Genomic DNA, 18,756 nt, shown 5'->3' on the forward strand with positions numbered 1-18,756 from the left:
CCTAGTAACTAATTCTCGCTATTGTTTATTTTAGGGGTGAGATCATCGGGAAGTCCACCTGTTTCTAGCAAAAACTCACGCGCTTTTAGCATGAATTGAATCTCTTGCTTGAGGCTTACTTCGGTGTCAAAACCCTTCCGTAAGAACTCGATTAAGTCGAAACGACCTCGCTCAATGTTAACCGGATCATCGGGAGCTTCCAGCAATAATGCCAGACCGCGTATTATCAATGGTGAAGTGGCAAAAGCACGCTTTTCAAGGATTGCATCACAGACGCGAATAGCTTGTGAATAACGCTCAATCTCAAGCTCGGTAAAAGCCATTTTCAGCAGCGCATAATAGGTTGCCTGACCGAATCGTTGATTTGGCATTAGCTCCCAAGCGCGATCAAGGCTTTCCGCCACTACCTGCACATCAACCGGCTCAATGCAATTGGCAATGCTCGCTAAGTTACTGTATGCGGAGGCGTTGCCAGGTTGCAATTCCACAATACGACGGTAGCAATCCAAAGCCTCTTGATATTGTTCAAGATTAGTATGGCAAGTCGCCATTAAGTTTATGACACGAGGTTGATTAGGAGTACGTTCCAAAACCTTACGGCACAATTGCAGAGCAGTCGGGTAATCCTGTGCCAAATAGTGACGGCTGGCTTCATTAAAAAGTTTGATTTCGGGACGGTTCGCCTGTCGCCACGACATTAAAACCATCCCGCAGAGCATACCGGTTAGCAGTGATATTACCACCCAGCGCAATCCATAAGCGGACAAGAACATATAAGCCAGCATAGATACTACTAGCAGAAAGACAAATCCCAAAAATGGTAATATCCTAAGCATTATTCTAAAAATAGTCCGCCATAAAGGCAGTTGGTTGTCCGAGTGGGCTAAACAGGCTTTGCGCTGCCATTAAGTCTAGTTCACTACGTACATCCAGCAAGCCAAGTTCTGCCAGCTTAACCGGGCTAAGATAACCCGCATACAATTGAGCCAATTGCCGTATATCACAACTCAAACCACTTTTGTAGTCTTGCGGCAAGGTTTCAACTTGAATTTTATGCCCGATTGTCTCAATACGCAAGGTCAGATTATTCCATTCCAAAAGTTTGTCAGTAAGGGTCAAAGTAAACGCGCTCGGTGTACGAACCTGCCAACTTCGCTCTAGCAACGCCTTTTTCGCGTCAAGAATACGCAGCATATAGCCCGGAGAAAGAGTTTGCTCAGCTTCGCGCGGATCATCTAGTAAAGCAAAGAAATCATCATCTGGGTTAGTTTCCCAAATAACCGTTTCTGCCTGTGAATCGTGATTCGCCAAAAATGCCAGAACTTCGTGCCGAGAGGTATAGTCTTTCCATACCATCTCTTGAATCTGCATTTCGCGATCCCAATCCTTGATAATGTGCATATTGTAAATTACATAGGCGCGTGCTTCACCCTCTTGATTGTACCAAACATAGGCATGTTTAGCCTCGTTGAGGCGTTGCCGAAAAATAGCCCAACTCCAGCGAAATTCAGAGCGCGTAATCAAACCAAAATTGCCCCGACAATAACTCTCATACAGAGCGTTAAGTATCTGCCAATCAGTGTGGCTTATCTCGCGCCAACGTCCTTTCGCTTTTGGGCGGAATTTTTGAAGCACAGACATTTTTACTTTTATTTTCTTAGAATTTGCCGCCAGTTCGTAGCCAAACTTTTTATAGAAAGGGAAATAAAAAGGATACAGGGTGGAAATATTATAACCAGCCTCGCGATGTTCGCGCATAACCGCTTCCAGTAACCTATTTATACAACCCTGTCGGCGATGCTCAGGTGGGGTAGCCACTGAGGTGATACCTGCCATTCTTACTTTGCTTTGCCCTAGCCACAAATCGGGGTAAATTATACGCAAAGCTGCTTTTATTTCACCGTCTTCTTCAAGAACACGGGTATCATGCAGAGTAGGTTTAACGCTCAGTTCAAGCCAACTTGCAGCCCGCTCTGAGTCCATTACAAAAGCATCGCTAACATAATTGCCGAATATATCAAGCTCTTCTAATTTCAATGGTCGTACAGGCAAGGATAGCTCCTTTCTTTATATCCGATTGGTTAGCTGTTTATACTTTAATCCTCTTTCGCCTGATCGTCAAGTTTGGGCAGCTTTAAAATAAAAACTCCCTGCTATATTGCAAACAGGGAGTCGGGAAGCGTCTTTACGATTACTTCTGAGAGTAAGTGAGGATTTTCTTGGAAATCGGAGTCCAAGTTGAGCGCAGAATATCTTTGCCCATAAACAGACCGATATGCCCTGCCGGAACAAGATATTCATAAATATGCTCAGGGGCAGTACCAACATAATTCCGCATATCCAATACTTGCACCGGGGGGGTAATATGGTCACGCTTACCACCCATCAGAAAGAGCGGGTTTTTGTAGTCGGCAAGATTCAGTTTTCTGCCATCCACTACCAGTTTACCTTGGATCAACTCATTATCTCGGAAGAGGTGTTCTACCAACCAGAGATAAAAAGTGCCGGGAATATTCTGAGCATAATCATACCAATTCTTCATCTGCTTAAAGCGTTTGACCGCACCTGCATCATGCATATGCTGATACAGGTTTAGAAAGCGTTCAGGCAATTGCTGTGGGCGCATTAGGTTAAAACCCATCACCATAAAATTGCCATTCAGCACACCACCACCCATTGCCACCAAATTGCGATAGAATGCCATGCCTCTATCCGGGTAAGTTCTGGCAATATGGTTCACCTGCTGTACAATCGGACCATCACCTGCCTGAAAGTTAATAGGCGCGCCCGCTATCGATAGGGTATTAACCATATCGGGATACATTGCTGCAAAAATTGCCGATAACCAACCACCTTGGCAATCTCCCACCAGATTTACCTTACCGCCTAGCATCTGGACAATATGCTTCAACATGCGCATATAATCTTCAACAGTGGTATTGCCGGTAGCACGGGTAGCGCTAACCCACTCAATACAGTACATTGCGCCCAGACCGGCATGTCGTAGGGTCTGAACCTGACTCTGATCATGGCTGTAATCGGCAATATAAGAGTGGTGCCCTGCCTGTGGTGGTAACACCAGAGTAGGAACGACTGAATCAGAGGGAATATCGTCTTGAGAGAAATCGAGCAATTTGATTTGCTTCTCAAACTCGCGTGGGAGAGCCACAAGCCTGTGAGGGGTTTGCCACTCTGGACGGGGAGGAGTTATTATTTCCTGAAAATAATCCATATTCCGGCGATAAAGCTTAGTAGGTGAGGTGAGGAACTCATTCCAAGCTTGTATGTAAGTTTTAACAGCCTGATTACTAACCGTAACAGCGCTTTCAACAAAAGCAGTGTACTGCTTATTAATATAATTCAAGCTATCCTTATCAAGCTTCTGTGAATTCATCTTTGAACCTCGCTATGTAATTATGCACATTTGAATTAGGGTAATGCATTAACAAAGCAGCAATTAAGCAAAAGGGTAGCTTACGAGCCGCAGCAGTTTTCTCAAAATAAAATTTACTATTCAATATATTTTGCAACGAATTTTAGAGTATTACAACAATATTGAATTAAGTCTTAGACAAGAAATGATTGCAGATAATTAACCATATTTCTTTACTATTAAAACTGGTACAAGTATTATAACCTTTTTAGTTAACAATTACAGCACGGAGATATAGCTTTTTATTATTAAAATCATAAACTCTACTCTATGTAATCAAAGCCAACCTCGTTGCTTCAATATTTGCATACCCAACTGTCCCAATAAAACTTCATAGGGAGTGCCACGATTCTCTGGGTGGTATTCAAAGCGAGCGCGTTCAAAGTATTGCACCGCATAGGTTTTTCCATCATTAGGATTAACCTCTGAAAACTCTTCGCTAAGAGGGAAACCAAATTGAGCTAACCCACCATTCTTTTCCCAGTAAGAGCGGAAACCACTGCCAAGGGTATGACCGGTTTCGGAGAAATATAAACGGTTACTGGTGCTGGGGCGCGGAACACTCTGAAAAGGCGCTTCACCTTCGCGACCACTAATAATCGCACGACCAAGATGACCTAGCAATACCTCATATTGAGTGCCGTGATTCTCAGGGTGATATTCAAAGCGCGCGCGTTCAAAGTATTGCACCGTATAGGTTTTTCCATCTTGCGGGTTTTGCTCGGTAAATTCTTCGGTTATAGGATAACCGTACATGGATAAGCCGCCGTTGCGCTCCCAGTAGTAGCGAAACGCGCCACCTAGCGTATGACCTGTCTCAGCAAACAGAAGCGAACTACCACCCTGAGCGCGTGCCGTTTCAGATTTATCAAACTGAGTAAGGGCATAAGCCGCGCCCGGTTGCACTTTTAAGTTCAGAATACCAGAGTCATTTGTGAACTGAATACGTTGCCCATTCGGCTGAATTAACCGGAAGGGTAGCTTTGGATCACGGTTGGGGAACAACGCTTGCAAATCAACCGTAACTTCCCCCGGTGATCCGGCAGTTATGTAAAGCTCAGGTTGGACACTGTTATTCCACCAGACTGCAAAAGGAGAAATCTGCTCCTGCTGGATGGTGACTGCGCCATACTGGAAATTGGTTGCGCTGGTAAAAACACCCCTACTAGCGGTAAAAGAATAAATTACCTCTCTACCGGAGGGTTGAAGTGTGTTCATGCTCATAGTGCTTTGATATTGCTCGCTACCAAAATAGCTTGCCAACGCACTCAAGGCATAAAAAGAAAGTTTTGGCTGATTATTGTCGTCTAACAAACCCAAGCCTGCTTCAAACTTATTAATTCCGGGCGTAAAATTTGATAACATCCACTTGTAGCCGCCGCCAAAACCCCTCCAGTTAAGATAAGCCCAAATCGCGGTTTCATAGCTGGCAGTTGTGTTTTGCGGTAAGCTAGAACCATCGAAGCGTAAATTGCTATAACCGAATTCTTCCAATACTACCGGGCGATCCTTGAACTGAGTGCGCAAACTTTCAAGAAAAGAAAGAGTGGAAATTACGCCATCGTAGCCTTCAGAAGGGAAATTATGGTAAGAGATAAAATTAAGTTGGTTATTGGCAGGCATCCGCGCCAACAACGGCTCATTCCAACCTAGCGTAACTAATGCCGCAGAGTCGGCATTTCGAATCGCACCTATTCTTATTTGCATCCAAACATCAAGGGTGCGGCTGACTAGGTTGTAAAAGCCTTGCCAATTACCTGATTCTGGCGCATCCATAAAATCCATCAGGGTTTTGCTAGTGTGCGCCACTTGCCAGCTTATAGCGGCATTTCGAAATTCTTCCCAAATCTTCAAGGCATTCCAGAAATAATAGGCGGTGCGGTCATCCATGTAGGCTGGTATAGATAATTTCCCATAAGCGGAAGTGCGCATAGAACTAACGTAGCCAAGCGGGTATCTTTCGCCGTAACCGCGAATTAATTCATCGGACAATAAGGGTACGCCCATATTGACAGGGTAACGCCCGGCGGCTATTTCGCCAAAGCTGAGTTCATTGCGCAAGTCATAGCCGAATATAGCGGGATTTCCGGCGTAACGGGCGGCGATGCGGCGATCCAAATCAGCTTCTGTTAGCAAATCAGGTTGGCTGTAATCTTGAAAAGTAATCAACAAAGCCAGCCCATGACGTTGAGCTAAATTTACGACTGTATCCAGTTTGCCCCAATCTCCATAATTTAGGGAGTCGCGCAATTGGCTCTGGATAAACACCCGCAAGGTGTTGATGCCTCCCTTGGAAGCAATTTCGAAATCCTGATTGATTAGGTTGGGGTCAAAACGGCTATTGTCCCACATTAACCAAGCACGGTCATTATGCCCTTCATAGTTCGCGCCGATTAGAAAAACCGGGTTGCCGCTGCCATCTACGAATTGCGCGCCATTAACCCGGTAAGGAGTATTTGAACGCATGGGTGAGGAAGCGTTTGCGGTAGGCGAAATCATGGGTAAAAGGAGAGTCGCTAACAAAAGCGCAAGAATAAAACGAGTAATGTTTTTGTACAAGATCATAACTTAAATTTAAGGCTAAAATGTTATTTAATAGTACTATAAAATACATACTGCATAAGGTTATATTTTCCCTGTTTAGTTAACTAATTACAAGAGGGAAAGGATTAGAAATGATTAAATCTAACCATATAGAAATCGTTGTGGTGGGTAGCCTAAACATGGATTTGGTGGTGCGCTCGCCCCATTTGCCTATTCCCGGAGAAACAATAATCGGAAACAGTTTCGCCACTTACGAAGGGGGCAAAGGGTTTAATCAGGCAATTGCCGCCCGTAGAGCAGGAGGACAGGTGGCTTTTGTCGGCAAGGTCGGGCGCGATGGTTTTGGTGACAGGTTCGTAGCCGCCCTTGATCGAGAAGGCATCTCACGCGATTTCGTGACGAGGGGCAAAAACAGCACCGGAATCGGCAATGTATGGGTAGGCGAGGACGGCGCGAACAAAATCATCGTAGTGCCGGGTACGAATAACGAGGTTACGCCCGAAGATGTGGAGGCTGCTTCCGAACTGCTCGCAAGCGCGTGGGTGTTGCTGTTGCAACTTGAAATTCCGATAGCAACTTGTACTAGAGCCGCCCAATTGGTAAGGCGCGGCGGCGGCAAAGTGCTTTTAACGGCTGCGCCCGTACCAACCCAACCGCTACCTAGCGAACTGTTCGAAGCGATTAGCCTGCTGCTGGTCAACGAAACTGAAGTGCGCCAGATGGCAACCTTACTAGGCTTGCCCGCTTTCAATGAAGGGCAAGAAGTCGAGGCGGGACGCGCTATCCTCGCGCAAGTCGGTTCAAGCCTTGAAGGAATCGTGATTACGCTTGGTAGTAAAGGCGCGTTGTGGCTCTCTACGCAGCAAGTAGAACATATAGATAGCTTCAAGGTAAAAGCGATTGATACCACCGCTGCCGGAGATACCTTTACCGGAGCGTTGGCAGTAGGGTTACAGCGTGGCTTGCCCGTACCTGAGCTATTGCGCTTTGCCAACGCTGCGGGGGCGCTTTCGGTCACCCGCGAAGGGGCATATCCTTCCATTCCCTTTGAGGCTGAGATTGAACGCTTGCTGGCAAACGGTTAGGCTTTCCCCCCGAATTTAGGCGATGAGCTTGAGTCAAAGCCCTATATAACTTTGCTTTTCTAATAATAAATTGTTTGTTATTATTGTAATAATAATTTTATCCTATTGGAAAAGAGAACAATGAACAATCTGAATGACGTTGCTCAACTGGTCGCTAAATTTAAAAATGAAAATCATATTTTTACCGACCCCTCTTTTAAGGAAATGCAACTGCGTACCCAGTTTCTAGACCCTTTCTTTGAGGCGTTAGGGTGGGATGTGCGAGGAGTAGGTAGCCTGAGTGAAGTGGTAGTGGAAGACCCCATCACCATTGACGGCAAGAAGAAATCTATTGATTATAGCTTCAAAATCGGGGATAAGCGCAAGTTTCTGGTTGAAGCCAAGAAACCCTCTGTTGCCCTGAAAACCGATGATACTGCCGCTTTTCAGTTGCGGCGTTATGCTTGGAACGCTTCGTTACCGCTTGGTATCCTCACCGATTTCGAGGAATTTTCTATTTACGACTGCCGCATAAAACCTGAGTTGAGCGATCATGCAAACGTAGCGCGTCTCAGCTATTACAGGTTTGAGCAATATGAGGATAAGTGGTCGGAAATATATAACCTTTTCTCCAGAGAAGCGGTAGTAGAAGGTAAACTCGATGCCTATATCGAGGCTAATCAGTCTAAAAAGGGCTACCAGACGGTTGATACCGCTTTCCTGAAGGATATAGAGCGTTGGCGCGAGGCTTTGGCTAAGGATATTGCGGCGCGTAACCCTCACCTGAACCAAAGCGATTTGAATTTCGCGGTGCAGGCTACCCTTGACCGCCTTATTTTCCTGCGTATCTGTGAAGACCGAGAGATTGAGCCTTACGAGCGGCTTTACAGGCTCAGCGAAGAGAAAAACATTTACCAGCGTTTGACCGATTATTTTCAGGAAGCGGACGACCGCTATAATTCCGGGCTGTTCCATTTCAAAAAGGATGAACGCCCTGACGGTGAGCGGGATGGCTACACTTTGGGCATGAAAATCGGCGATGATACGCTGCGCCCGATTATTCAGAACCTTTACTGGCCCAACATCTACGCTTTTTCCATTATTCCGGTGGAAATCTTGGGGCAGGTTTACGAGCAATTTCTCGGCAAGGTTATTACGCTGGATTCCGCGCATATCGCCAAGGTGGAGGAAAAACCGGAGGTACGCAAAGCGGGTGGGGTTTATTATACTCCCGCTTATATTGTGGATTATATCGTTAAGAATACCGTTGGTAAGTTGCTGGAGGGCAAGACTCCCGAAGAAGCGGCGGCGTTGAAGCTGGTTGACCCGGCTTGCGGTTCTGGCTCTTTCTTGTTGGGCGCGTATCGCTACCTGTTGGAGTGGTATCTGGAGCAATACCAGAAATTCCCCAAGAAATACGGCAAGAAATTTGCGCCGGGCAGAACTGACCGATTGAGCAACATCGAGAAGAAGCAAATCCTGCTCAACAATATTTACGGGGTGGATATTGACCCGCAAGCGGTGGAAGTTACCAAACTTTCGCTGATGTTGAAAGCTTTGGAAGGCGAGACGAGCGATGGAATTAAGCAGTTGCGCATGCTACGCGAACGCGCCCTGCCCGATTTGAGCCACAATATTAAGTGCGGCAATTCCCTGATTGGAATGGATTTTCTGGAGCAGCACAAGGATTTGAGCCGCGATGAGTTCCGGCACATTAATCCTTTCGACTGGCAAGCGGCTTTCCCTGCCGTTTTCAAGCAGGGCGGTTTCGATGCGGTGATTGGCAATCCACCTTATGTTAGACAGGAAAGTTTGGGAGAATATAAATCTTATTTTCAACAAAATTATAAAGTTTATCATGGTACGGCTGACCTATATACTTATTTCTTTGAAAGGGGAGTTTCGTTACTGCGCCCGCAAGGATTCTTTAGCATTATTGTAGCTAACAAGTGGATGAGAGCGAATTATGGTGAACCGCTGCGAATTTGGCTTAAACAGCAACACATTAACGAAATTTTGGATTTTGGAGACTTGCAAGTATTTCATAAAGCCACAACTTATATTTGTATAATTTGCTTACAAAATGAAGCGAAGAACCCTGTCATTAAAGTAACAGAAGTAAAAACACTTGGATTTCCAAGTTTAGAAGAATATGTTAACAAAAATCAATATGAGTATAGGCAAGACTCTCTTGAAGATAAAGGGTGGTCATTAGGAAATAGCCAAAGGCAAAAACTTCTTGCAAAAATGCAAATTGGTATGCCATTTGGCAAGTATGTGCATGGTATCATTTATCGTGGAGTCCTTACTGGATTAGATAAGGCATTTGTTATCACTAAAGAAATTAAAGAGCAAATTATTAACCAACAACCAAGTAGTACAGAACTAATAAAACCTTATTTAGCAGGAAGAGATGTAAAAAGATACAAACAACCAGCAAGTGATAGATACCTGATACTAATACCCTATGGTTGGACACGTAAACATCTTGACAAAGATGTAGATGCTTGGGAATGGCTAGAAAAAAACTACCCTTTTATTGCTGCTCATTTAAAACCATTTAGTGAGGAAGCACAAAAACGTTATGATAAAGGTGAATATTGGTGGGAATTAAGACCTTGTGACTACTACTCTGAATTTGAGAAACCAAAAATTCACTACCTAAAATTTCAAGTCAAACCAGCTTTCACGTATGACAATGAGGGATTCTATTGTAATAGTGCAGTTTTCGTAATACCTAAGAATGATTTATATCTATTAGGTATCCTTAATTCTAAATTAGGATGGTTTCTAATATCGAGTTATTGCACTCAAATTCAAAATGGCTATCAGCTAATCTTTAAATATATGCAACAACTCCCCATCCGCACCATCAATTTCGATGACCCTGCCGACAAAGCGCGGCACGATAAAATGGTGGGGCTGGTAGAGCGCATGCTGGATTTGCACAAGCAATTGGCTACCAGCTATTCCCCCCATGACAAAACCTTCCTGCAAAACCAAATCAGCCAAACCGACCGCCAAATAGACGCGCTGGTGTACGAACTCTACGACCTGAGCGCAGAAGAAATCAAAATCGTGGAGGGGCAATAACCCGCGTTGGGTGACAGGGGGTAAAGGGCGACTCACCTGCCTGTGCCCTGAAAGGGTATGCCCCGAATGGGGTAAGCGTCGCCCCTACGGGAAACGGAGTTCGGGTTCGTAGGGGCGCAGCTCGATGCGCCCGCGTTTGATAGTGAAATCTGGTAGATTTACCCCAATCCTCGTTTTACGGATTTAATTGTTAATCTTCATAAGCCCCTTGTTACCGCTTTAAGGCACAATCACCAGTTTGCCGACCACCTTGCGATTCAACATCTCGTTTAAGGCTTCGGCGGCATGCTCCAGCGAATATGTGCCGGAGATGTGCGGTTTCAGCTTGCCTTCCAAATACCATTGCAACAACTCGCGTAAGTCAGCGGCATTTTGCTTAGGTTCGCGCTCGGTGAAAGAACCCCAGAATACCCCCACAATGTCGCAGCCCTTGAGCAAAGCAAGGTTTAAGGGGATGCGCGGAATGTCGCCCGCCGCGAAACCAACCACCAGATAACGCCCGCGCCAGCCAATGCTACGCAACGCTGCTTCGCTGAAATTGCCGCCCACCGGGTCGTAAATCACATCGGGACCCTTCCCGGCGGTTAGCTCCTTGATTTTCTCGCGTAGGTCATCGGTGGCATAGTTTATGGTAGCGTCCGCGCCATGCTGCACACAATACGTCAGCTTTTCGTCAGTGGAAGCTGCCGCGATTACCTTCGCCCCCAACGCCTTACCGATTTCAATTGCGGCTATTCCAACGCCACCCGCCGCCCCCAAAACCAGCAGGGTTTCACCCGCCTTTAATCTGCCTCTATCTTTCAAGGCATGGTGTGAAGTGCCATAGGTTAAGACGAAAGCGGAGGCAATGGTAAAATCCATTCCTTCAGGCATCGGAATCAGCTTGGTACTATCGCACAGAGCTTCGGTGGCAAAGCCGCCCCACCCGGTAAAAGCAATTACCCGGTCGCCCACATTGTAATGGGTAACGCCCTCGCCCACCTCCTTCACAATTCCGGCTACTTCGCTGCCCGGCGCGAAGGGTAGCGGCGGCTTGAACTGGTATTTGCCCTGAATAATCAGCGTATCGGGGAAATTCACCCCACAGGCTTTTACCTCAATTACCACCTGCCCCTTGCCTGCTTTAAGCGACTCAACCTCACGCAGTACCAAACTTTCAGGTGTTCCATACTGCTCGCACAGCAACGCCTTCATCCGCTTTATCCTCTCCCCCTTATGCTATAATCCGCTTGAGACAAGGGGTTTAAACCCTTACTTGAAAATTCTATCTATGACAAACAGGCAGAAAAATGACAGCTATTCATCCATACCTGAAAAATGACCGTTACGCCCAATATTTAAATATAGAATTGCTTGAAGCTGCCAACGGCACTGCTAAAGCTACTATGCTAATCGAACCGCACCACCTCAACAGTCATGGCACAGTACATGGGGGCGCAATCTTTTCGCTGGCAGACGCAGTTCTCGCTGCCGCTTCCAATTCGCATGGCGTTGTTGCAGTCGCCATCAACGCGAATATATCATACCTCAAAGCGGCTACTTCCGGTACACTCACCGCCATTGCCGAGGAAGTTTCGCTCAATGCCTCGTTAGGAGTGTACGATATTCGCGTTACAGCCGATAGCGGCGAGTTAATCGCCAGTTTTCAGGGGATGGTTTATCGTAAGAAGGGGCGCACCATTGAATCGGCGCATAGTGAGCGCGTAGGCGATTAATTCTAGCGGACGATGCGCGAATAAGCCTTAAACACGCGCTCGGTCACGCACTCCCAAGTGAAATTATCCGTCACATATTGCCGTCCTGCCTTGCCCATTTGGGCTGCCATTGGTGGGTTGCACAGCACCTTGCCCAGCTTTTCCGCCAAATCAGCCGGGTTCTGTGGAGTATAGTGAAAACCTGTCTCGCCGTCTTTTACCACTTCGAGAAAGCCCCCAAAACGGCTTGCGACCAGCGGACGTTCGCACGCCGCCGCTTCGCACAGCGCGATACCAAAGGTTTCATTGGCAAAACTCGTACCGACCACCACCTCGCTGATAGCGTAATAAGCAGGCAAAGCTTGGTTGGGTACTAACCCAAGCCACTCTATCTGATTAGCGATGCCCAATTTTTCCGCCAGCTTTTCAAGTTCAGGGCGATATTCGCCATCACCCGCCACCAGCAATCTCACTTTCAAGCCTTGCTCAGCCAATAACGGCAACGCCTCAATGAGATACTGTAAGCCTTTCCAGCGCACCAACCGCCCAACCCACATGATGATTTTCTCGCCGGGTTCAGCGTAGCGGTCGCGCAACTCAGGGTCTGGCTCACGCGGGGAAAAAAGCTTCACATCAATGCCGTTATAAACCACTTCTGGCATCAGCCCATAATGCGCCTGAATAGTCTCGGCGTTGTAGTGGCTGCACGAAACCGCCCCATCTAGCTTTTTGCTAAAGAGCCGATCAAAAGGGAAAAAATCCTTGCCATGACAACCGAAAAGAATTTTGCTGCCGCGCAGAAAGCGCGTCAATTTGGCAACAGGCAAATCATAGGGCTTCTGGATGTGCAAAATATCGTATTTCTCGCGCCAGAGCAGGGGCAAAGTGGCAACCGCAAACGAAAGTCGCTCTAACAGCTTGGTCAAGCCGTACTGTGTCCTAAGAATCGGCACGCGCCGCATCGCTTCCCGACTGATAAAAGGTCGCGTAATAATTCGGACACGCTCACCGGGAACAGAGGGAGTGAAATCCGGAGGACTCTTTCCACCGATTATGTCAACCTGTAAATCGGGATATTGCAAGGACAGATGCCGCGCCAGTTCCCACACAAAGCTCTCCACCCCGCCCGTCTTGGTGGTAGTAGTGACATTATAAAGCGCAATTTTCACCGCTTTATCACCATCAACTGGTAAGTACCTTTGTAGAAATAGCGATACAGTAGATAGACCGGGCGCAATAGCCCGCTCTTTTTGAGCAAACCCTTCAAGCCGCTATAAGAACGGGAGGCAAGTTCCAGTTCTCCCAACTCGCGCATCCCGGTGAAGCCGTGTCGCGCCGTCAGGCTGGAAAGCTGGTCGTAGCGGTAATAGTGCATCTCGTCTAGAGTCTGACGGTCGCCAAAGCGAGAATTATCTTTATTGCGCCGCAGCAATTTCATAGCAGGTTCGGCAAAACGGCGCGGCAACCAGTTCACAAAGCGCACATGATAATGCGGGTCGCTGAAAGCAAAGCGGTTGATAGCGGTGATAAAACACACCCCGCCCGGTTTCAGGCAGCGCGATATTTCGGAAAGCAATTTCTCCGGGTTCTGCACATGCTCAAGTACATCGAGGCACACTATATGGTCAAAATGAGCGTTGGGAAAGGGTAACGCCTCGCCTGCCCCGTTTACCGGGCTAAAATTCAGCTTGTAGCGCATACCCCGCAGGCGAGTTATACGACAGTAAGCGCGGTTGTAATCGTAGGGCTGCACCCGCGCCCCTTCCAACGCCAGCGCGGTGCTAAATCCGCCCATACCGCAGCCCAAATCCAGTATTTTCTTGCCGCGCAAATCATCTTTCAAGGTCGCTAGGCGCAAAAACAGACGCAGGGTATCCAGATTACGCGCTTGCTTCTTCTCCTGCCAGATACGCCCCTCGCGCCACTTGGCGAAATCGGGTCGCCACTTCATATGCGCAAGCCAAGGCTCTATTTCTGCTTCAAGTTGTTGGGTAATTTCTTTATCGGTCGGGGTAATGGTCAAAACACAGCACTCCTCTATAATAATCTCACAAAAGGTCTTATTTCAAAATTTAACCAGCAACGCAACCACTAATATAAATAGAATCAGAATAACCACAGAAATTAGCGTAATTATCAGCGGGTTTATCGGCGGTTTTTTCTTTAGTGCGGCTTTAGGCGGAGAAAAAGAAGCCCCTGATTCGCCGACAGGTTGAGGGCTAGTATTATTCTGTGCCGATGGTGTAGCTAAAACCCGCTTGGCTTCTTCAGCCTGCAACCATTGGCGGGCAGCAGGCAAGTCTGGATTATCCGGATTCAAACGCTCGGCACGCCGAATGAAGCTTTTAGAAGCAAGAATATCAGGGGAAGTGAACGCTATCCAAAGCATCAGATGGGTATCGGCAGGATATTTCATATGCAGTTGGTTAAGGGCTACATAGGCAGTTTCTTTCATGTCCGATTGTGCCATCGAAACTGCCTCATTAAAAATTTGCGAGTCTTCTGGAGTCATAGTTTTCTTAAGGCTGATTACTCAAATCCTGAAACTGAGCGGGGTCTTCCAGCAAAACCCCGCGTATATACAGGGTTACGCCGGGACGGATATAATTATTTACCGCTCCCCTGACTCTGGTTTTTTTGCCCGTCAGCGATTTCAAGGTGTTAATATCAAACTTGCCCAAATCTTTGGTAAGTACTACTGCTTCTATACCAAGTTCAAAGCCCGAATAATAGTTCAATACCAACCCCACCTCCGGCAAATACGGAATACCGCCAGATTTTTGAGGGGTGGTATTAACGCCAAGTAGCAACCCTTCGATACAGCTATAGGTGTTGTACTCCAACTTATTGAAGCCAGCTACGCTCGCCACATTGATACACTCAAGCTCGGTGAAGGGCTTCGACACAGGCGTAGGCGCAATGGTTAACGGCGCTTTGGTAGTATAGGGCGCAGGTGTGGTAATGATAGGTGTGACAAGCTGAGTAGCCATACCCGTTGTAGTAGGCGCTAGAGTAGCAGCCGTATCCCCGCAAGCTACCAGCAACAGAATCATTAACGCCAACATCATTGAGAAACTAGCTGTTTTCTTCAATCTCGAACCCTTCTTCTCGCAGCACCGTAATCGCTTTTTCAAGGGTTGTCTGCTTTACCAGAACATAATCGGTATCATAAGTAGAAATTGCAAAGATGCTGACGTTCGCTTTTGCCAAGGGTACTGCCAAAGCCGCCAAAACCCCCGTCATTGAAAATTCCAATGGGCCTTGTACCTTCAGCGCACGCCAGTCGCGCTCACATTTTACCATGTCGGGCGCATTTTGTTGGAGGCACACCACCGAAAGCTCTTTTTGAGCGCGAGTCACCGAGAAAAAACCGCCGAGCAAAGCCCAACCGGGCACAGGGGCATTTTCATTGAGGCGACAAACTGCCAGCGTTTCTGCCAGCACAGTTAGTTTCAGATTCGCCATATTTGTAGCCTCCTCTTAGTTTAAGCGGTATAACTGCACCGGATGCTGCCGACCCTTGACGAGAACAGGCTCTAACACTTGTGCCTCTAGTTTCATGTGGTTCAGTTTTTCCCAGACCACATCAGAAACGAGCATTTGCGAACCGAATTGCTTATTTAATTGCTCGATTCGGGAGGCGAGGTTCACCGCATCACCAATGATAGTATATTCCTTGCGGTTGGTCGAACCCACATTACCCGTAACAGTTTCTCCGGCATGCAAACCGATTCCAACTCGAGTTGGCGGAATTTTACCCTCTTGGCATAGCAGCGTGATTTGTTGCAAAATCTCTAGAGAAGCTGCCACTGCGTTCTCACAATCGCCCTCATCTGAAAAAGGTGCGCCGAATACCGCCATAAAGCCATCTCCTAGAAACTTGTTAACTATGCCGTTATAGCGGTTGACACTTTCAATCATAAATTCGAAAAGGGTATTTAAATATTCCACCACTTCCTGCGGGCTGCGGTTTTCGGCAAAGGCTGTAAAGTTGCGAATATCGAGGAACATCACACACACAAACCGCGCTTCACTGATAATTTCGGTTTTTTGCTCCAGCAAGCGGTTTACCACTTCAGGCGAAACATACTGCCCAAACATCTGCACAATCTGGTTGCGCTCTTGCAAGTGTTGCACCGAATTGATAAAACGCTGGCGCAAGCCTCGCGATAAAAGCCCGGCGATTATGCCGGAGAGAAAGAATAAAAAGCAACGCAGTAGTTGCATTGGAAGGGCGGTAAAAGTGGTGGTATCGGTAAAGGGCGGAATTTGATCGAGGTAGTAGATGATTCCGAGCAGATAACCGATTGCCGCAACCGTTCCAATGAATACGCTGAGAAAGAAATCCATCCCCAATACCGTGAGAAACACGAGTATGAGCGATACAAATACGTGTGGACCCTGTAGCGCATCCTGTGCGTTGACATTAAAGCTGATAAGCAGCGCCAGCACCAAATTAGGCACATTGATTTCAATAAAGTAGTTGAGGTAATTCAGCAGCTTGGGGAAATGTCGATTTTGTCTTATAAAATAGGTGATTACACTGATTGCGGCTAATTCGTAGAGGATAAAACCGAGGATGAGTAGGAAAATCTCATTAAAGCGTCCCATTACCCCATCACTCAGATTCAAGCCACCCTGCAAGAGAAATACCACTACTAGGACTATGAAAAGCCCTGCCGCCATCGCCATCTGAATCTTCAGGCGACGTCTCTCGCTCAGCAAAAGCTCATGCGTAAATGCTTTCTCAAAGTCAACCCCTGACGCTCTATCTAAGCTGTTCATAATCTGTCGCAGCCTCGCTATAGAGATTTTCCTCTGATAATGCTTAAATGCTTTTGTGTCAACTACTATACATTGTACCTCATCTCGTGAAGAAGTGTAATGCGCGAATAAGAAAAATATATTCCCTGCCGAGTAGCATTGCGTGGAAGCTGAGGACTTCTCTATAATGCAGTGCGGGCATTGCCTAACTTGTAATAAATTAGTAGTACGAAGGAGTGATGAAGATGGACCCGAAGAAAACAGCAGTAGTGTTGATAGAATACCAGAACGACTTTACTTCACCCGGTGGCAGCCTTCACGATGCCGTGAAAGGGGTTATGGAATCCACCAATATGCTTGCCAACAGCGTTGAAACTGCTCAGAAAGCGCGGGAAGCAGGCGCGGTAATCATTCATTCCCCTATTTCTTTTACCGAAGACTATCATGAGCTTACTTCCAACCCTTACGGTATCCTAAAAGGGGTAGTTGATTCTCAATCATTCCGCAAAGGTACATGGGGCGTTGAAATTGTGGATGACCTGAAGCCGGAATCAGGAGATATTGTGCTGGAAGGCAAGCGCGGTTTGGATGCCTTTGCTTCCACTAACCTCGACTTTATTCTGCGCAGCAAGGGTATCGAAACTATCGCGTTGGGTGGCTTCCTGACCAACTGTTGCGTTGAATCGACCATGCGCTCCGCTTACGAGAAGGGATTCAACGTTATCACTTTGAAAGATTGCACTGCTACCCTTTCCGAGGATGAACAACGCTTAGCAATTGAAAAGAACTATCCTATGTTCTCACGCCCAATGGCGCACGATGAATTTTTGAATGAATTGGAAGGTAAAGAGCCTGCTTCTGCATCCAGTGGTAGAGGTTACAGCGCAGAATAATTCTGTTATTGCCCCCTACCTGCTTAGGCTGGGGGCTATTTTTTCAGGATGAAGGAGAGAAGGGATGACCAAAGCAAAAGCGGTGTTGGCGGAGAGCCTTGATTGGCAAGAAGCCCTGAACGAGGCTCTGGCGAAGTTGGCTTCATTTGGAGAAATAGACCTGCTATGTGTTTTTGCCAGCGCGGCTTATCGCCAATTTTATCCCTCGCTAATTCACGATTTATATACCCGCAGTGGCGCGCGTACTCTAATCGGTTGCTCCGGTCAATCCATTATCGGCAACGATCGCGAGGTCGAAGAATCTCCGGCGTTGGCATTGTTGGCATTATCACTCCCCGGCGCAAAACTTCGCCCGACTCACCTTTCTCAGGAAGTATTAAGCGGAGAGATTAATGCTGATATTCTTGGGCATATCCTCAGCCAAAGCACCGGATTAAGCGAACCTGATATAAATGCATGGCTACTGTTGGCAGACCCTTTTACTACCGGAGATGCCGAGCCAATTATCAATGCGCTGACGGTAGCCTACCGAAAACGTCCGATTATCGGTGGGATGGCTTCAGGGCAATTCAGGATGCGCGAAACGCACATTTTCCTTAATGGTGAAGTCTATGACAATGGAATGGTGGCGCTAGCGGTGGGCGGCGATTATACCCTTCGCCCGGTAGTATCGCAAGGAGCTACCCCTATCGGAGAAGCGTGGATGGTTACAGCCGCCGACCAAAACATGATTCAAGCTATCTCAGGCAGACCCGCCTTACAAGTACTGACCGATTCAATGAAGACTCTTAGCCCGGAACAACTCGACAAGTTCCGAAAGCAGCCACTGGTAGGCTTGGCAGTGGATGAATATAAAGCCGAGTTTGGGCGCGGTGATTTTATTATCCGTAACTTGATGGGGGCAGACCCGCGCACAGGAGTAATCGCGATTGGGGATATTCCACGTATCGGGCAAACGATTCAGTTTCAAATGCGCGATGAGGTTGCTGCCGATGAAGACCTGCGCGAATTGCTTTCAAAATCCAGAAACGAAATGGGCGGAAATATGCCCGTGGCAGGGTTGCTTTTCTCCTGCAACGGACGTGGTTCTAATATGTTTGCCGAATCCGATCATGATGCCAAACGTATTGCCGAGGCGCTGGACGAAATGCCGTTGGCAGGTTTCTTTTGCAACGGTGAGATAGGCCCAATCGGGTCAAAAACCTTCTTGCACAGTTTTACTGCCAGCCTAGGTTTGTTCGTACCAACAAAACCGGATGCTTGAGGCAAAG

At 47.1% G+C, this 18,756-nt stretch carries 16 protein-coding genes; 5 read left to right on the top strand and 11 right to left on the bottom strand.

Annotation, left to right across the window (positions count from 1 at the left end; genetic code table 11):
* Positions 1-8 precede the first annotated feature (8 nt).
* The 4 genes from OZ401_RS16410 to OZ401_RS16425 all read right to left on the bottom strand — a co-directional run bounded on the left by OZ401_RS16410 (position 9) and on the right by OZ401_RS16425 (position 5,992).
* The gene (locus OZ401_RS16410) at positions 9-815 is read right to left on the bottom strand and encodes a tetratricopeptide repeat protein (protein ID WP_341471523.1); all 807 of its coding nucleotides are present in this window, start codon (positions 813-815) and stop codon (positions 9-11) included.
* Between the two features lie 25 nt (positions 816-840).
* Entirely contained in the window at positions 841-2,052 is a 1,212-nt protein-coding gene (locus OZ401_RS16415) for a GNAT family N-acetyltransferase (protein WP_341471524.1), read from the bottom strand.
* Between the two features lie 139 nt (positions 2,053-2,191).
* Positions 2,192-3,394, bottom strand: a complete 1,203-nt coding sequence (locus OZ401_RS16420; RefSeq protein WP_341471525.1) for an alpha/beta fold hydrolase — start codon at positions 3,392-3,394, stop codon at positions 2,192-2,194.
* Positions 3,395-3,709: 315 nt separating this feature from the next.
* Positions 3,710-5,992 (bottom strand): glycoside hydrolase 5 family protein, encoded by a 2,283-nt coding sequence (locus OZ401_RS16425; protein WP_341471526.1) that lies wholly within the window; start codon positions 5,990-5,992, stop codon positions 3,710-3,712.
* Positions 5,993-6,108: 116 nt separating this feature from the next.
* Between OZ401_RS16425 and rbsK the strand changes: the two genes are divergently transcribed.
* Both rbsK and OZ401_RS16435 read left to right on the top strand, forming a co-directional pair.
* On the top strand, positions 6,109-7,062 hold the full coding sequence (rbsK, locus tag OZ401_RS16430; protein ID WP_341471527.1) for a ribokinase: 954 nt from the start codon (positions 6,109-6,111) through the stop codon (positions 7,060-7,062).
* A 120-nt stretch (positions 7,063-7,182) separates the two neighbouring features.
* Positions 7,183-10,134: an Eco57I restriction-modification methylase domain-containing protein gene (locus tag OZ401_RS16435; protein ID WP_341471528.1), complete on the top strand. Its 2,952-nt coding sequence runs from the start codon at positions 7,183-7,185 to the stop codon at positions 10,132-10,134.
* Positions 10,135-10,353: 219 nt separating this feature from the next.
* On the opposite strand, the gene OZ401_RS16440 is transcribed toward OZ401_RS16435, so the two are convergent.
* Positions 10,354-11,328 carry an NADPH:quinone oxidoreductase family protein gene (locus OZ401_RS16440; protein WP_341471529.1) on the bottom strand — a complete coding sequence of 325 codons (975 nt, stop codon included), beginning with the start codon at positions 11,326-11,328 and terminating at the stop codon, positions 10,354-10,356.
* 95 nt (positions 11,329-11,423) lie between these two features.
* Between OZ401_RS16440 and OZ401_RS16445 the strand changes: the two genes are divergently transcribed.
* Complete coding sequence (locus OZ401_RS16445; protein WP_341471530.1) at positions 11,424-11,849, top strand: PaaI family thioesterase; 426 nt, start codon at positions 11,424-11,426, stop codon at positions 11,847-11,849.
* A gap of 2 nt (positions 11,850-11,851) precedes the next feature.
* Here OZ401_RS16445 and OZ401_RS16450 read toward each other — a convergent pair whose 3' ends face one another.
* From OZ401_RS16450 to OZ401_RS16475, 6 genes are read right to left on the bottom strand one after another with little or no spacing between them, the layout of a single operon-like run.
* A complete protein-coding gene (locus OZ401_RS16450) occupies positions 11,852-12,997 on the bottom strand; it encodes a glycosyltransferase family 4 protein (protein WP_341471531.1) in 1,146 nt (381 codons plus the stop codon).
* Complete coding sequence (locus OZ401_RS16455) at positions 12,994-13,851, bottom strand: class I SAM-dependent methyltransferase (protein WP_341471532.1); 858 nt, start codon at positions 13,849-13,851, stop codon at positions 12,994-12,996. The genes OZ401_RS16450 and OZ401_RS16455 overlap by 4 nt, the downstream gene beginning before the upstream one ends.
* Before the next feature lie 42 nt (positions 13,852-13,893).
* A complete protein-coding gene (locus OZ401_RS16460; RefSeq protein ID WP_341471533.1) occupies positions 13,894-14,298 on the bottom strand; it encodes a hypothetical protein in 405 nt (134 codons plus the stop codon).
* 49 nt (positions 14,299-14,347) lie between these two features.
* On the bottom strand, positions 14,348-14,920 hold the full coding sequence (locus OZ401_RS16465) for a hypothetical protein (protein ID WP_341471534.1): 573 nt from the start codon (positions 14,918-14,920) through the stop codon (positions 14,348-14,350).
* The gene (locus tag OZ401_RS16470) at positions 14,904-15,293 is read right to left on the bottom strand and encodes an ACT domain-containing protein (RefSeq protein WP_341471535.1); all 390 of its coding nucleotides are present in this window, start codon (positions 15,291-15,293) and stop codon (positions 14,904-14,906) included. The genes OZ401_RS16465 and OZ401_RS16470 overlap by 17 nt, the downstream gene beginning before the upstream one ends.
* Before the next feature lie 15 nt (positions 15,294-15,308).
* The gene (locus tag OZ401_RS16475; protein ID WP_341471536.1) at positions 15,309-16,613 is read right to left on the bottom strand and encodes an adenylate/guanylate cyclase domain-containing protein; all 1,305 of its coding nucleotides are present in this window, start codon (positions 16,611-16,613) and stop codon (positions 15,309-15,311) included.
* A 224-nt stretch (positions 16,614-16,837) separates the two neighbouring features.
* Between OZ401_RS16475 and OZ401_RS16480 the strand changes: the two genes are divergently transcribed.
* Complete coding sequence (locus OZ401_RS16480; RefSeq protein WP_341471537.1) at positions 16,838-17,485, top strand: cysteine hydrolase family protein; 648 nt, start codon at positions 16,838-16,840, stop codon at positions 17,483-17,485.
* A gap of 64 nt (positions 17,486-17,549) precedes the next feature.
* Positions 17,550-18,749 (top strand): FIST signal transduction protein, encoded by a 1,200-nt coding sequence (locus tag OZ401_RS16485; RefSeq protein ID WP_341471538.1) that lies wholly within the window; start codon positions 17,550-17,552, stop codon positions 18,747-18,749.
* Positions 18,750-18,756 lie beyond the last annotated feature (7 nt).

It is taken from the genome of Candidatus Chlorohelix allophototropha, from assembly GCF_030389965.1.
Classification (GTDB): domain Bacteria; phylum Chloroflexota; class Chloroflexia; order Chloroheliales; family Chloroheliaceae; genus Chlorohelix; species Chlorohelix allophototropha.